Raw genomic sequence first — 17,563 nt, 5'->3', positions numbered from 1 at the left:
AAAACAGAAGATTTCTGTTGACCTATAGGGCACGAATGATGCTTAGGCTTCACATTCGTGCCTGTAGGTATTCTACACAATTAGTTTTGAAGATACATTAATTTAAGCCCCAAAACTTAAAGTTTTAAGAAGTACATCCCATTTCCATTTTAATAGTTATCACTTTTTTATCATATTTATAATACAAAAAGGAAATCTCCCCTTCAAAATAAGTGAGATATAATGGAATGATCTGCTACACTTTTTAAGATTAACCTGATTTTTTTATATGAGATTACTATTACTTTTTTTACTTTTTAATGCTTTTGTAACATCTGTATTTGCGAATAAAACTCCAATAGAATTTCGTCATCTTTCCATCAAGGATGGATTGATTTCTAACTATGTCAATACCATTTATGAAGATGCGAATGGACTGATTTGGCTGGGGACTAATGGCGGTTTGTCAAAATATGATGGGTATAACTTCCAATCGTTTACAAACTCAACCTCCGATACTGCAACATTGAGTAATAATATGGTGACCGTTTTGGCGGAAGACAAACATGATAATTTATGGATCGGAACCCAAGAGGGATTAAATAAACTGGACCTTACGACTTATAAAATCACTAGAGTAGCTTTAGAGAAAGAAGATGATATACCGTTGATGGTAACAGCTATTTTGATTGATGCACAGCAGAATATTTGGGTGGGAACTTACGGTAATGGTTTGTATTGTTTGGACGCTCAGTTCAATTTGATCAAACATTATGTTCACGATAAAAACAACCCTTCTTCCATTATCAGTAATCAGATCCAAAGTTTATTGGAGCACCCACAATGGGGAATTATGGTGGGAAGCATCAAAGGACTTGAAATACTCAGTAGCTCCTCTAATGCGAATAACTACATTTTCTTACAAGGAAGCAGTATCAATAGTTTGACTTTGAAGGAAGATGCTTCAGTTTTGATCGCCGTTAACCATGATTATGATGAGTATTATCTATTGTCATCAGACTTTATTATTGAAGAAGAAAAAATTCCATTTGGCCTCAAAGGAAATACCAGTATTCTGCAAATCGATTCAGAAGGTAACAGATGGTTAGGCGTAAGAGATGTGGGTGTTGTTTTGAGGAAAAAGAATGGAGAAATCAATACGCTCAGATACAATAAATACCAAAAGAGAGGTATCAACAGTAATACAATCACAAGTTGGCTAGAAGATCAATATGGGAATATTTGGTTGGGAACTTTGGATGCAGGTGTCAATATTTTTGATAAAAACAGAAAGCCTTTTAATACTATTGATGATAACTATCTTGATAATGGATTGAGAAACAATAGGGTAAGATCCATGTATCAAGATTCTGAAGGGGAGATTTGGATCGGTACAAAAGTGGGAGGAACGCTAAGCAGGTTTGATGCAAACACTCACACTTTTGAGCATTATGAAGCCAATAAGAACGATAAGAACAGTTTAAGTAATGATTATATTTTTTGCATCACAGAAGACAAACCAGGTTTTTTGTGGGTAGGAACATTAGACGGACTAAATTATTTCGATAAAAAGAAAGGTACTTTCAAAAGCTACAGACCTGATCCAAACAACCCCAACAGTTTAAAGTCAGAGTCGATTTATGCACTGTTGAAAGAGCAGGACGATCTGTATATTGGGCATGCACATCATGGTTTGGATATCTACAATACCATCACAAAAAAGTTTGTCAATTATCAAAATGGAGCCAATGAAAATACCCTTTCTGATAATAGAGTAAAACAAGTTTTTAAAGATTCTAGAAATGAAATTTGGGTAGGTACCATGAAGGGGTTGAATCTGTTTGACAGTCAGAAAGGAACCTTTAAAAGGTTTTTAAATTCTACGTCGGATACGACAAGCATCTCAGGAAATATCATTCAAAGTATTTATGAAGATGAAAATCAAAACCTCTGGATTGGAACATCACTAGGTCTGAATAAATATGACCCTGAAACCAATTCCTTCATTAGTTATACAAAAAAAAATGGATTGGCAGGTAACTCCATTAAAGGGGTGTTGGGTGACTAGGTCTGAATAAATATGACCCTGAAACCAATTCCTTCATTAGTTATACAAAAAAAAATGGATTGGCAGGTAACTCCATTAAAGGGGTGTTGGGTGATAATAATGGAAACCTATGGTTGAGTACCAATAAAGGGATTTCAAAATTTGAAATTGAAAAAGGTCGATTTAAAAACTATAATACTCTGGATGGACTGGAACCCAATGAATATTGGCCCGATGTGCAATGTAAAACCACCGATGGACAATTGTTGTTTGGTGGGAATTATGGTCTAGTGATTTTTGATCCAAGTCAAATCAAAGACAATCTTTATATTCCAAAATTGAGATTGAAGGGTTTTAAAATCTCCAATAAAGAAGTTCCTATTGGAGGAGAAAATTCGCCTTTGAAATCTCATATCAGTTTATCCCAAGAAATAACTCTGAAATATTATCAAAATGACTTTAGCATTGATTATGTAGCGTTGACCAATACCTCTTCAAAGAAAAGTGAATATGCTTATCAATTGGTGGGTTTTGAAGACGATTGGAATTATGTAAGGAATAAACAAGAGGCAAGCTATACCAACATTGATCCGGGGAATTATACATTTGTAGTGAAAGCTTCCAACAGTGATGGGTATTGGAATGAAGAAGGGACTTCAATTGAAATAGAAGTTTTACCTGCCCCTTGGTTTACAGTTTGGGCTTACAGCTTTTATGCAATTGTACTTCTTTTGATTGCTTATCAAATATGGAAATATTGGACAGAAAGGATCAAAAACAAGAAAGAATTAGAGTTGAATGACTTGAAAATCAACTTCTTTGCGAATGTAAGTCACGAGTTCAGAACGCCATTGGCATTAATACTTACGCCTTTAGAAAAAATCATACAATCTAATAAATACCCCGAAGAAGAGGAACAGCATTTATTGATTCATAGAAATGCCAAACGCTTGTTGAATTTGGTCAATCAACTATTAGATTTTCAAAAGATCGGCACCAACCAATTACAACTCAAGCGAAGTGTTACAGATGTGGTTTCCTTTACAGAAGAGTTACTACATTCCTTTGATGATCTGACGCAATCGAAAAATATCAGTTTAGAATTCCACACTGAAATAGACTCTTTAAGAAGCACTTTTGATTATAATAAATTAGAAAAAGTACTTCTCAACCTTCTTTCCAATGCCTGTAAATTCACTCCTGAAAATGGAAAAATCACGCTTTCAATCAACAAAGAAAAGGACTCATTGACGATTAAAGTGAAAGACTCAGGAATAGGAATCGCTCCAGAACATTTGGAAAATATCTTCAATCGTTTTTATCAAATTGACACTCCAAATGTGACCAATAGGGAAGGAAGCGGTATTGGTTTATCTTTGGCGAAAGAATATGTGGAACTTCACGGTGGACAACTTACGGTGGAAAGTACACTAGGTGAAGGAAGCTGTTTTAGTGTGAAACTACCTCTTGAGAAGATAGAAGAAGGAACACTTCCGTTGCATAAACCAAATGTGATAAAAAATAAGAAAGCATGGTTTAAAAAGGAGACAGAGGTGAAGCACTCTAGAAAAACTCCGAACTTATTGGTGGTAGAGGACAATGAAGACTTCAGAAAGTTTTTGGTGGGTAATTTAAAAGGCAAATTCAATGTAATAGAAGCTAAAAATGGACAAGAAGGCTGGGAGGAAGTCATCAACAACTTCCCTGATTTGATCATCAGTGATATAATGATGCCGGTTATGGATGGAAATTCACTTTGTAAAAAGGTGAAAGAAGATATTCGAACTTCGCATATTCCGGTCATATTACTTACCGCTCAAACTTCTGAAGAATCACAGGTGCAAGTTTTTGAAAGTGGAGCAGACCAATACGTTTCTAAGCCTTTTAATTTTGATGTCCTTGAATCAAGAATCCATAGTTTATTGGAACAGCGTACAAAACTTCAGCAAGCCTTTAGCAAAAAGCTGGAAGCCAACCCAACCGATGCGAAAGTGGAAAGTATTGATGAAAAGTTGATTCAAAAAGCTTTAATTTTCATTGAAAATAATATTTCCAATTCCAATCTTACTGTAGAAGAACTAAGCAGTGAACTAGATATTAGTAGAGGACATTTATATAGAAAAGTGCAAATGCTGACGGGTAAATCACCTTCTGATTTTATCCGAGCCGTTCGATTAAAAAGGGCAAGCCAACTGTTGGAATCCAGTAATCTGACCATTTCAGAAATTGCTTATGAGGTGGGTTTCTCCAATCCGAAGTATTTTTCAAAATGTTTTAAGGCAGAATACAAAGTCTTACCGTCGGTATATGCCAGCAATAAGAAAACAGAAACCAAAATCGATATTTAAGACTTATTCAGTGTAATATAACTATTGCTGTATATTATTGAATTATTTTAATTTGGGGTACCATTGTAACACCTATTTGTTACCAATGTTACCCCATCTTTTTGGATAAATAATTCTCTGCATGTGTAAAACGATATAGATTTGCTACATAAATTAAATAAGTGTAATTATTACTGTATTCAGGCTCCACATTAGTGAGTTTGCACATTTAATGGTATATGTATTAGAAGAACAAAACTTATTGAATAATAACAATTATACATAATGACATTTTAAGAGGTCTCTTGAAATTAAGATTGCGCAATCAAGTTATTATTTTAATTGTCCGATTTATTCAACCAGCAAAATGAAATGAATTATTAAGAACAATGTAAACTAAGTTTTCAAATTTTTATGGTTTTAGAAATCAGGAGGTTTCTGAGGATCTATAAGACACGAATGACGCTAACACTTAATATGCACGTAGTGGACTTTCTGCCATTTTAGTTTGGTAGTTCGACCCTCGGCCTTCAAAGCCTTGACTTTTTTGCTTCGTTTTTGTGTCAAGACAAAAATGAAGAAGAAGGGTGTTTGAAAGTAGATCTAAAAATCTTGCAGAAATGTCGATTGAAAGTTTGCTATAATTTAGTTTATAAAAGAATTACTCTAATATAAATAGACTGACGTAACCAAATATCTTATCGAAATGATTAGAAGTAACTCATGATTACTTCTAAAAAGCCCCCTATTCTCTTATGCGAAACATAGGTAGGCCGTTATGTCTAATAATGTGTAAATACTTTTGATGAAGCCCTGAATTAAATTCACCGGCCTCCATTATGATGGCTTTATGATTTTCAATAATCACTCAACACATTTTCTATTACATTTTAATACTTTTATTATGATGAAATATGTTATCAACTTTTCTGGCGTTTTATCGAAAGCGTTCATCAAACTATTTACATTGACAACTTTCTTTTTATTTACCTCCACTCTTTATGCCCAAACTGTAGTCAATTCACTAAGTGCATTAAAACCTTATTTGGATGATGATAATGCAAATGTGAAATTGGCTCCCGGAAACTACTATATTGATGCAGATGATATTGCAAATGGGGATTTTGGTAATCCACTTTTCGTTTTTGAAGGGAATAACAGCACGTATGATTTTACAGGCGTAACCCTTTATATCAATACCGATGTAATGCGTGCTTTTGGGAACGTAGATTACAGTCACCTTCAAACTTTAGGGAACAACAATGTTCTTAAAAACCTGACCATGATCGATGATGGAACCGTCGATGATCGTCCTCAAAAAAGAGCAACAAATATCCATATGGACGGCTCAAATAACCTGATTGATGGTTTTCATCTTACCGTAAGAGGTTCTTATCCTTATGGATACGGTGATGCCTTTGGTAAAGGTGGAGGTCCTGTAATCTATCATTATAAGCACTCGGCAATCAATGTTAGAGGGAATTACAGCCATTTGAAAAACACTACAATTATCCATCACTCTTACGGACATGCTATTTTTATGCAAGCGGCCAGTCACCCCACTATTGAAGGGTGTTACGTGGAAGGTCAAGTAAGAACAACTGATGATATGCTGGCAGAAGAAGGGACAGGTTCTCCGGCTGATAATGTTGATTTTATGACCACATGGGGCTATAAATTACCTCCAGGATATATGATGAGTTTGGGTGAGGCAGGCATTAGAGCCTATAATGCAGGAACAACTTATGTCGATGGGGTGGAGATCAGTAGAGGAACCGACAACCCCACTGTGATAGATTGTACGGTAAGATATATGAGAACGGGAGTCACTGTTGCTCATGCTACGGGTACAAAATATGTGGAGGGCTGTACAGCAATTGCTTGTGAAAACGGCTTTTCATTGGGTTCCGGTACATTGACAAATTGTAAAGCAGACCTAGCTTACGGACCTGTGTATCAAAATACTTATGGATCAGACAATGGGTACTTGGCAGATATTACCATCATCCCTGCCGTTGATCCTTATTATAATGGTTCGAAAACAGTTGCCTATGTTGGAGGAAGTAATCATGAGATTACACTTACAGGGACTGAGACGGTTGTAAATCAAGATTTTAAAATCAAGTTTGGAGGCTCAAAGGATATTGTACGTCTCTTAGGAACGAATTCTCCTTCTCAAAATAACTTCGATGCACAATCTTGTGAGTTCAACAATAACACCCAATACCCTATGGTCATCTCATCAGGAAGTGGAAATAATACCATAAAATCTTGTGGAAATGTGACAGATAATGGCTCTCAAAATAACGTTTCTGGTTCATCAAATTGCCCTTCTTTAAATGATAATATAGCATTGAATGGTGTTGCGAGTCAGTCTTCTACAGATTATGGCGGATCTGCTTCTAGAGCTATTGATGGAAACACAAATGGCAATTGGGCCAATAATTCTGTTACGCATACATCACCTAATGAAAACAATCCATGGTGGGAAGTTAATCTGGGTGGTACTTACAGCATTGATGAAGTGGTAGTTTTCAATAGAACAAACTGTTGTATGGATAGATTGAGTGATTATACTGTTTCGGTCATTAATGGCACAACTACCACGTATTTTGAAACTTTTGCTACTCATCCTGCTCCTTCACAAACTGTAAATGCAGGTGGTGCTTATGGCAACATTATCAGAGTACAAATCAATGGAACAGGTACGCTTTCTTTAGCCGAAGTTGAAGTCTATGCAGGGGAAATTAGCACAGACATTAATTATCAATTGATCAAAAGAAATGCTACTGGATATGCGATAGATGGTGGAAGTAATGGCGGAAATATAGAAGGGCGTTCTGTAGAACTTTACAATTTTGTGCAACATGATAATTTGACTTGGACAGAAATCAATTTAGGTGGAGGTTTTTTCGCCTATGAAAAATTAAATTCTGGCTATTGTTTAGATGGTGGCGATGCGGGTACAAATGGTCAAAATGTAGTTTTATCAGCTCGCGATGATACAGATTGGGGGCAACAATGGGAGAAAATTGATGCAGGAAATGGACATTACCGACTTCAGAAAAGAGGGACAAACTTCTCTTTAGATGGAGGAAGTGGAGGAGCTGTGAATCAGAGTGTTACTCTAGGTGCAAGCAGTAGCTCTGACGCTGATCAACAATGGAGATTTGATTTTGTGTCTTCAAATTCTAGGCAATCAACCAACGAAATGAAGACTTTGGAATCTGATATTGTGATGTATTATCCCAATCCTGTGAAGGACAAACTTTCACTTTCACTTCCAGTTCAAACTTATACTGCTTTTGAATTGTATGGTGTTGATGGTAGTGTTTATCATCAAGATGAAATTCCAGAAAATGACAGTGCTTTAAGTATTGACTTCTCTTCTTTAACTGATGGTGTGTATGTATTAAAACTATTAGGGAAGGATGCTGTGAAATCATTAAAAATCATCAAAGAATAAGGCCATGAACAAGAATAAAAGAAGCATAAGATTTTGTCTGGCAATAATTCCGTTACTGTTATTACTCACTAATTCAGTATTTTCTCAAACTGTCGTTAATTCCTTAAGTGCATTGAAACCCTATTTGGATGATAACAATGCAAATGTAAAACTCGCTCCAGGTACTTACACTATCGATGCATCAGACATCGCTAGTGGGGCTTGGGGGTATGATGTTCCCTATTTTGACAGTTATACGAAAACGGTAATGCACTTTGCAGGGAACAATAGCACTTACGATTTTACGGGTGTAACCATCAATTTTGACACGGATCTGTTTACTTCAGCAGGAAGCAAACAAATCTGGGAATTACAAATAACCGGAAGTGATAACGTCTTGAAAGGTTTGACAATGGTGGATGATGGTACTGTAAATGATGCTCCTTCAAAAGGGGTATGCAACATAGTCATGGACGGAGAAAATAATCGGATTCAAGATTTTCATGTAACCATAAAAGGTTCATATCCATATGGTTATGGTGATGCTTTTGGGAAAGGAGGCACCAACAATATCATTGCACATAGAAAACACAGTGCTTGTTTGGTGAGAGGAGAATCAAATCATGTGCTGAATAGTACGTTCATTCATCGTTCGTACGGGCATTGTATTTTTATGCAAGCGGCAAGCAATCCAAAAATCGAAGGATGCTATGTTGAAGGAGAGGTGAGAACTACAGATGATATGTTGGCAGAGGAAGGAACAGGTTCTCCGGCGGATAATGTAGATTTTATGACGACTTGGGGTTATAAATTACCGGCAGGGTATATGATGAGCCTGGGAGAAGAAGGAATCAGAGCTTATAATGCAGGGGAAACAGTGGTCAATGGAGTATTTATTGAAAGAGGAACTTCAAGCCCGACCGTCTTAAATTGTAATGTGAAAAGAATGAGAGGTGGAGTGACCTTACCGCATGCTACTGGAACAGTAACTGTGTCAGGTTGTACAGTACGAGAATGTGAAGGCGGATACCAACTTGCTGGCGGTACATTAACCAATTCAAGCTCTGATTGTGTTTACGGTCCGGTCTACAAAAGTGCCTACGATAATGACGATCCTTCATCTTTAGATATTACAATTTTACCTGCAGAAGTTCCGTATTATAATGGATCGAAAAGTGTAGCTTATCTAGGCAATGACCATGGCAATATCACGCTTACAGGATCTGAAGCGATTGTAGATCAAAACCTGAAAATTACTTTAGGTGGATACTTTGATGGAGTTGGTCTGAAAAATGGAAATGCTTCTTCACAAAATGATCACACAGGGTACTATTTAAACCTGACCAACAATACTTTTTATCCTGTAGAAATTCCATCGGGAGCCAATTACAATTCAGTAATTTCTTGTGGAACGGTAACGAATAATGGATCAAATAATACGATCTCAAGTTCTACAAATTGCCCTTCTAGCAGTTGTTCTTTCTTAAGTGCATTTTCAAGAATTGAAGCTGAAAATTACTGTGATCAGTCAGGCATAGACACTGAACCTTGTGACGAAGGAGGTTTAAATGTAGGTTGGGTTGATGACAATGACTGGATCAAGTTTGACGATGTAGACTTTGGTAATGGTGCTAACTCCGTGGATTTAAGAGTATCAAGCAGATACACAGGCGGTACTGTACAATTGCGATTGGGAAGCACTTCTGGAACTTTAATCGGAACAGCTTCAGTGCCTGTGACAGGGCAGTGGCAAAATTGGACTACAGTAACAACGCCCATCAGCAATGTTTCTGATACTCAAGACTTATATCTGGTATTTACCAATGGAGGAATTAACATTAACTGGCTTGAGTTTTCAGCTACATGTGCTTCTTTCTCAACTATTCAAGCAGAAGATTTCAATGGTATGTCAGGTATTGTAGATGAAGGAAATAACGTAGGTTTTGTTCATAATAATGACTGGGCAAGGTATGATAATATTGATTTGACATGTGCTCAAAGTATAGCAGTAAGAGCATCAAGTCAGACGAATGGAGGAAGTATTGAAGTACGTTTGGGAAGTGCGTCGGGTACATTGATAGGGACAGTAAATATTGGTAGTACAGGCAATTGGAACTCTTGGCAAACGAGTACAGCATCTATTTCATCAACCAACGGCACGCATGATGTCTACTTGGTGTTTAAAGGTGGAAGTGGTTACTTGTTCAATTTGGATTGGCTAGAATTTAGCACTTCTTCATCCTCTTCAAGAGAAGGAAATTTATCACTTATGGAAAACTTTCTTTCTCCAGAAATTAGGATTTACCCTAATCCTGTAACTGATATTTTGAATATTAAGAATGCAGAGGGTACAGATGTAAAAATCTATAATACTTCAGGAAGTTTAATCTATAAAAAACGAAATAGTGGTAGTGTAATAAATATAAGCAATTTGGAAGACGGGATATTAATTATTCATGTAACTGATAATAGTGTGACTAAAGTGTTTAAGGTTATCAAACAATAGTTTTAGTACATAATAGCAAGCCTTAGAATTATATTCTTTGACTTGCTGTTTCTACTTTTTTATTCCAAATGATTAATGATTTGACTACTATAAATAATACAATAATAATAGATAGTGTTTTATACTTTTATTTCATGAAAAATGAATCAGTACACAGCTTGAAAAAGCAATTAAACTACATACAACATTGAGATGATTTAAGCATCGAAGCCATAAGTAATTTACTTTTGGCTTCGTTATTTAAAATAAAATGCAATCGATTGTATTTTTTAGTCAAAATGTTTGCTTTTATAAGTATAAAAGTCGTAGTTTAGCATTGTAGAAGTAATAAATGTCATAAACACTTCAATAATCATCAAAACAATCGATTGTATTTTTTTTCCTTCAGAAAAACTACAATTCAAACATTCAATGTGAAGATTTTGGTGGTAAAACAATGAAATGAATCTATACTATAATATGTAATTCCTATTTTAAAGAATTAAGCAATTCATCATTAATTCGATAAAAAGGATCAGCAATAAACTATACGGTCAAAACTTATATATCTGAATTTAATGCTCTTGGGATAGTGTACTCATGGGCTTGAAATAAATTTTTTTAATCTACTAAAGTATCTGAAAAGAAGTATTTAGGTGTTTCTTGCACCATAGTTAAAACTGTGGGCAGGTGATAAACAAACCTTTCAAAGACTGAAGTCTTGAAGGTTAATTACGGAGGCAACACTTCAGTGTTGTTGGAGTCAGTATCATTAGCCCATGACTTCAGTCGTGGTGCACGTTATATTTCAAAAGCTAAAACCAATAGCAAGGTCAAAAATTAAAAGTCTGAGAGATAATGAAACGCAAACAACAAATCGTTTTTACAATTATTTTATGGGTGGGAACACATCTCATGGCCTTTGCTCAAGAGGCGATGCTGTTTCCTGTACCAGATAATTTACCAGAAAGTTATCCTCGGATATTTACGGCTCAAACCAATAAGAAGGAGTTACAGCAAAAAATAAAAAAGGAGCAGTGGGCGCAAGAGTTATTAAGTGATCTTCATGATAGAATTGATGTTCATGTCGAAAGGCATGTCAACGATCCCGAGTGGATGGTTTCTCGTTTACAGATGAATTGGAAAACCAAAGCTTCAAATGTATATGTCAATGGGATTAATTATTCTCACTCTGATGGAGAAGCTCCAGTACCCACCGTAAAATTTGATGGATCAAGAAATTCAACCACAGTTTATGGGAGACCGAAACTTGAAGATATTCTTCCTTATATGGATGACGAAAGGGGAATGTATCTTCCTAACCGATCAAAAGAGGGGCATCCTTTTGAATGGACGGATCGATCAGAAACGGGTACTATCATTTCTTCTATCAATAATGAAATTCTAAAACTAGGGAAAGAATCAGCCTTTTTATACTGGCTTGAAGGAGATGTTCGGTATGCTCAATTCGCCTTTGACCTTTTTGACGTTTACATGACCGGAATGTCTTATAGAAAAGAACCGATTGATTTATTAAATGGCCATATTCAGACTTTGGTTGGGTTTTCCCATTTCCAAGTCATCCACGAGAGATCCCTCGAAACGGTATCCATACTATATGATTTTTTGCATCATTATATCGAAAACCAATCAGCTGATAAGGTGGAGTTATACGATGCTACATTGAAGAGATGGATGGATCAAGTGATAAAAAATGGTGTGCCTCAAAACAATTGGAATTTACATCAAGCTAATATTATTCTAAAAGCGACAATGGTGCTTGGGGACGATGACGACTATGAAGATCAGAAAGGTAGGCAGTATTATATCAATTATATTCTTAATGTCACTTCCACAAGACAATGGTCACTTTCCAAGTTTATGAATTACGGATATGATGCTGAAAATGGAATTTGGAATGAATGTCCCGGCTATGCTCAAGGAGTTACAAAAACACTGATGGAATTTATTACCAACTTTGATAATGCGTTCAATGTAAACCTTTTACCTTACGCTCCAGTAATGGAAAAAGCGATTAAAGTTCTACCACAATATACATTTCCTAATGGTCAGACGGTTGGTTTTGGAGATACCTATTATGGACCTTTAGAGACAGAAGCAATTGAGAATGTGATACGTTTAGCTCAAAAATATAAGAACGACCTACAAGAAAAAGAGTACACCGCTTTGTTGTATAGCCTTTCACCTGATTACGGTCTGCATAAATCAAAACGAAAGCATAAAACAGATATTTCCTCTTTTTTCAGTGCGCAACCATTGGTGTTGAATCCAAAATACAAGCAGGGAGATCTTGAAGAATATATCACACCTACATTTTATGCTCCCAATGTAAGTTGGCATGTACAAAGAATAGGGAAGGGAACTGATGGATTGATGGCTTCTCTGAATGCCTCTTTGGGAAATCATATGCACGCCAATGGAATCAACTTGGAATTGTATGGCAAAGGGTTTGTTCAAGGAGCAGACCCTGGAAAAGGAGCAGGTTATCTTGATCCTATTTACCTAGAATATTACTCTCAGTTTCCAGCACATAATACTGTCATGGTGGATGGGATTTCATCTTATACAGAAATGCTAAGTAATCATGCTTTCGACTTATTGAATGAATTTCCCACTTCGGAACAACAAAATGAGTATGCTCCCAATGTGACTTTTTCTAATGTTTATTTCTTAGAACCTGAATCTAGAAGTGATCAAAATAGATTGGTAAGCATTATAAAGACAGGGGAAACAATGGGGTATTATATCGATATTTTTAGATCTAAAAAACAAAAGGGAGGAGATAAGTTTCATGATTACTATTATCACAATTTAGGGCAAAGTATAAAAGTGATGAATTCCAAAAATGAATCTTTGACATTGGAACCGAATGATGATTTTGGCTTCGCTGGCGGTCATTTATATGCGTTAGATTATATATGGAATAAGCAATCTATTCGCACAAATAAAGATTATCAAGTAGAATGGAAAATAGATTTCCCTCAAGGAAAAGACGATGTTTTTATGAATCTTTGGATGAAAGGAACGGAAGGACGAGAAGTATTTACAATGGACTCTCCACCTTGTAAATCTTTTAGAAAGAAGAGTGGAATTCCGTATGAAGTGAGCAAAGCCCCTTATCGAACCATGGTCGCTCGTCAATATGGTGAAGCATGGAACAAACCTTTCGTATCCGTATTTGAACCATTCACCTCTAAAGAAGGAAAACAAATTAAGACCATACAAGGGATTAAAAATATTCCTGATACCGCAGTAGGTTTGAAAATAGAGCACAAATCCGGCAGAAAAGATTACGTTTTTTCTTCCTATGAAGGACAATTGATCAAAGCAGAAGGGCATACCACTGATGCAGAGTATGCATTGATTGGAGAAGAAAAAAATGGTGACTTAATATTAGTAACAGGCAACGGTACAAAGTTGAATTCAAATGAATTTTCAATCAAAACAAAATCAAAAGGTAACTTTGTACTAGAAGTAAAAAATCAAGTGATTACACTGCATAACAATGTTGGAATAACAATAGGTCATAAAGGAAAAGAATACTATTTTCAGCCTGATCAAGCTAGAGTAATTCAATTTGAATGATAAGGTGTCACTTGGAACTTTTTATTTAATTCGAAGTCGGGAGACTTCGCCAATGTGTCATCACAAGTGACGCCTATCGGCTTAACACTTGCGATATAAAGGAAAACTTACAAAAACATTAATACAACTTTGAAAAGAGAATAAGAAAAATGAAGAATATATTACTGATTATCACTCTTATATTAACACCTATTCTACCATTATTTTCACAAGTAAAAGAATATATTGGGAAGGAAGATTTTTCAGATTGGAAGGGAGCACAGAAAGTCAAAAAGAATGTAGCTACACTCTCGAATACAGATACACTTTCCTATACCTATTCTAATCAAAATAGGATTTACTTTCCGGGTATTCACAGACCCTTTTACGGGGATGCATCGGACTGGACAAAATACAAAGGCATTACTTTTGACATCTTCCTAGCATCAGATACACCTACTGAAGTGACATCAATTATCAAAGTAGATTCTTTGGATTACAGTGAATTAAACCCTGTAAGCACGGCAAAAATAAGATTAGCACGTAAGGGTTGGAACTCGGTTTTTATCCCATGGAATATGTTTAACATTGACATTGGACAGAGAAGAGGGACGTTATTTGCCGTGAAGCATGTGTTATTGACAGCTGATGCCAAAGAAAAATATCAGATCAAAAACATCAGGGTAACAAAAGGCTTGGCTACTTTTCTAGAAGCTGAAGTCCAAGGGAAATCAGCAAAGGCAGGCACAACAGTTGCCTATGAATTTGAGGTAGGAAACACCACAGATCATAAGCAAGGAGTACAGCTATTAGTACAAAGAAATGGGTGGGAATCTATGGAACCTTGTTTAAGTAAAGATGTGGTGGATTTGGAAGCTGGAGAAGTAAAAACAGTGCAATTAACGGTGAACATTCCAGATCATATCCCCCAAGGTATCAGAGAAAAACAAGTAATAAAAGCAGTATCTAATGGTATTGGTGGATCAGAAGAAACGTTAGAATTTATTACTGCAGTAAGCGTACCTACACCCAATATTGTATTTAGCTCAGAAGGATGGGAAAACGTAAGGGAAAAGGCCAAAAAGTACGATTGGGCAAAACAGGATTTTGATGAATATGTAAAACGTGCTGAAAGATGGAAAGTGCCAAAGGGAAAAGACTTTTCAAATACAAAAGAGAGACCTTTGGGGCAATCTGTTTTTAATACAGTGGGGCATGAAATTTATAATTGTGCAATAGCTTATCAACTGACAAAAGAGAAGAAATTCGCCTCGAAGTGTATCCAACTATTACGTCGTTTAGCAGATCCTGAAACGGGGTATCCAGCTACATTAGTAGGGGGAAGTAATAACTTTGTAGGAGAAGGAAAGTTTTGGCAAGCCACAGGGCGAACTTATGATTTAGTGAGAGAAAGCAGTCAACTGACGGAAGAAGATCATAAAAAGATTCAAGCCACTTTCAGATTATTTGCCAACCAAACGATCAAAGGAAATAGCAAAGGAGCCATCAGTAATTGGAATGTGGCAGAGCTTACGGCGGCATTTTATTGTGCCATGAATTTACAGGATTGGCATTTAATTACTCAACTATTAGAAGGGCCAACAGGAATTTATAATCACCTTACGCATGGTATTATGAATGACGGTTGGTGGTACGAGTGTGCAGTAGGTTATAATACATGGGTAGCACAAGAGTTTTCTGAAATTGCTCTAGCACTTCAACCGTGGGGCATCAACTTTAAAGATCAGAAATTTCCAATTGGAACCACAAAGCATTTCTCTTTACTGGCAAGCCGAAGAGAGGGTGGTATGTATGGAATGGAGTTTGAAAAATGGGGAAAACTGGAGCGTAACAACGTGTGTATAAAAGATATGTGGGATGCCACTGTTCCTTTCTTGGACTACAGAGGCGTGATCATGGCCGTAAATGATGCAGTTGAATCCAAAGTTTCTGGTAAACCGTATGAATTGGCTTATTATTTATACCGAGACCCAGAGTATGCCGCCATTGTCAATAGAGGAGGAGACAGAGACCTATTATACGGTGTTCCAGACCTTCCAGCAGTGACTTCAGAAAAAATGAAACAGTCAGCCTATGCGGACAATATGGGGATTGTTCAGTTAAGATCTCAGAAAAAAGATAGACCTCAAAGAGAACAAATTCAAGCCTCTCTTCACTATGGTTCTCATGGCGGTTTTCATGGACATTTTGATAGAACGAGCATGGTCAATATGGCCCGTTATGGAAGGAGTTTTTATGGAACTTTAGCCTATTGGTTCAGGTACAGTAGTTTTATGTATAAATTCTGGAAGCAAACTTCTATCAATAAAAATATGGTTGTGGTGGATGAAAAAATGCAACAGCCCGTTCAAAATGCCCGAACTATGTTTCATACAGGAGACATGATGCAATCCACGGTGGTAGAAACTAACTCAAAGTGGAGTTATGCACCTTACGGAGGAATAAAATGGGAAGGACATACTTTTGCAGAGAAAATGTGGAAAGAGAGCAGAACCATTGAGCAACCAGAAAACGCTCCAGAATACGGTGAAGTGACGGCTTTCACAGAACCTGTAATGCAAAGAAGAGCCATGGTAGTGATGGATGATTACATCATTTTGGCTGATTATTTAGAAGGAGAACAAGAACATCAATTTGATTGGATGATGCAGGTGAAAGGTTTTAAAGGAATTGAAGCTGATTCTGTCAGATACGTTAATCATACCAACCAAATGAATACAGATCCATTAGGTGCCGCTCAATTTATTACAGACTGTGATTGGTATGAGGTACAAGGAACTTCAAAAACGCAGTTTGAGATGTGTTTTGGCGAAGGTTGTGACAACCAAGGAGTAAGAATGCCCAACAGAGAAGATGGTCCCTTGAAAATGGACATTTATAACGCTTGGCCCCAACATTCAAAAATTATGATTGGCACCTCAACGGAATCCATTAATGTAAATAAAAAACTCTGGTATTCCATTCTAGCAGACGGTCAAGAGGTGGTCAATGACAGTACAGGAGCCTGGATTTTAGGCAGTAAAAATATCTCCATCGATTTATCAAAAACAAAACAATTGGAATTGATTTCAAAAACAGAAAGAAGAGTCAACAACAATACATTGTTTTGGGGAGATGCTAAATTGATTTTAAAAGATGGATCTGAAGTTTTCGTTTCTAGTCTTCCTGTCAAATTTGAAAATATACTTCTCCCGGAAGAAAACGGAAAAGACTATTACGGAGGACCTATTAAAATTCAAGGTGAACTAATGGCTAATTCTACTCCTGCCATGCCTGAAAACTTGAAAAAGGCAGGGAAAGTAATCATCGATTTGAAGGACCTTGATGTTGTCCGATTTGAAGCAAAAGTAGGCGGTGATTTTCCTTTAGGAGATGAAACGTCTAGACTTAAAAATATGGCGGTTCGTACGCAGGGTAAACAGAAAAAAGCAAGATACCTCGCTGTAGTTGAACCTTATGAGTCAGAAGCATTGGTGAAAAAAGTGACGGCTAAAAGTGCGAATGAACTTACCGTAGAATTGAAAGATGGAAGAGTACATGAGGTTGTTTTTGCTGGATTAGAAGAGGATAGTCAAAAAGTAAAAGTAATTACAAAAGAATATAAAGACGGAGTACTGCTGAGAGAGGAATCAAGTGATAACAAAAAGGAAGTAGGACTCTAAAAAGAATTGAAC

At 36.4% G+C, this 17,563-nt stretch carries 6 protein-coding genes; all 6 read left to right on the top strand.

Features of this window, described 5'->3' with window-relative positions; translation table 11 throughout:
- Positions 1-268: 268 nt before the first annotated feature.
- The 6 genes from AVL50_RS08035 (at position 269) to AVL50_RS08010 (ending at position 17,551) form a co-directional block, all read left to right on the top strand.
- The gene (locus AVL50_RS08035; protein WP_062615972.1) at positions 269-2,047 is read left to right on the top strand and encodes a two-component regulator propeller domain-containing protein; all 1,779 of its coding nucleotides are present in this window, start codon (positions 269-271) and stop codon (positions 2,045-2,047) included.
- A gap of 59 nt (positions 2,048-2,106) precedes the next feature.
- Positions 2,107-4,374 carry a hybrid sensor histidine kinase/response regulator transcription factor gene (locus AVL50_RS08030; protein WP_062615971.1) on the top strand — a complete coding sequence of 756 codons (2,268 nt, stop codon included), beginning with the start codon at positions 2,107-2,109 and terminating at the stop codon, positions 4,372-4,374.
- Positions 4,375-5,257: 883 nt separating this feature from the next.
- Positions 5,258-7,819, top strand: a complete 2,562-nt coding sequence (locus AVL50_RS08025) for a discoidin domain-containing protein (RefSeq protein ID WP_062615970.1) — start codon at positions 5,258-5,260, stop codon at positions 7,817-7,819.
- Between the two features lie 4 nt (positions 7,820-7,823).
- Positions 7,824-10,304 (top strand): carbohydrate-binding protein, encoded by a 2,481-nt coding sequence (locus AVL50_RS08020; protein WP_082795712.1) that lies wholly within the window; start codon positions 7,824-7,826, stop codon positions 10,302-10,304.
- Positions 10,305-11,141: 837 nt separating this feature from the next.
- Positions 11,142-13,889, top strand: a complete 2,748-nt coding sequence (locus AVL50_RS08015) for a hypothetical protein (protein ID WP_216639021.1) — start codon at positions 11,142-11,144, stop codon at positions 13,887-13,889.
- A gap of 149 nt (positions 13,890-14,038) precedes the next feature.
- Positions 14,039-17,551: a hypothetical protein gene (locus AVL50_RS08010; RefSeq protein WP_062615967.1), complete on the top strand. Its 3,513-nt coding sequence runs from the start codon at positions 14,039-14,041 to the stop codon at positions 17,549-17,551.
- The last annotated feature ends 12 nt before the right edge of the window (positions 17,552-17,563 follow it).

Source organism: Flammeovirga sp. SJP92 (genome assembly GCF_001583495.1).
Taxonomy (GTDB): Bacteria; Bacteroidota; Bacteroidia; order Cytophagales; family Flammeovirgaceae; genus Flammeovirga.
Note: the sequence above shows the minus strand (reverse complement) of the source record. Positions and strands in the feature narration are given on the sequence as shown.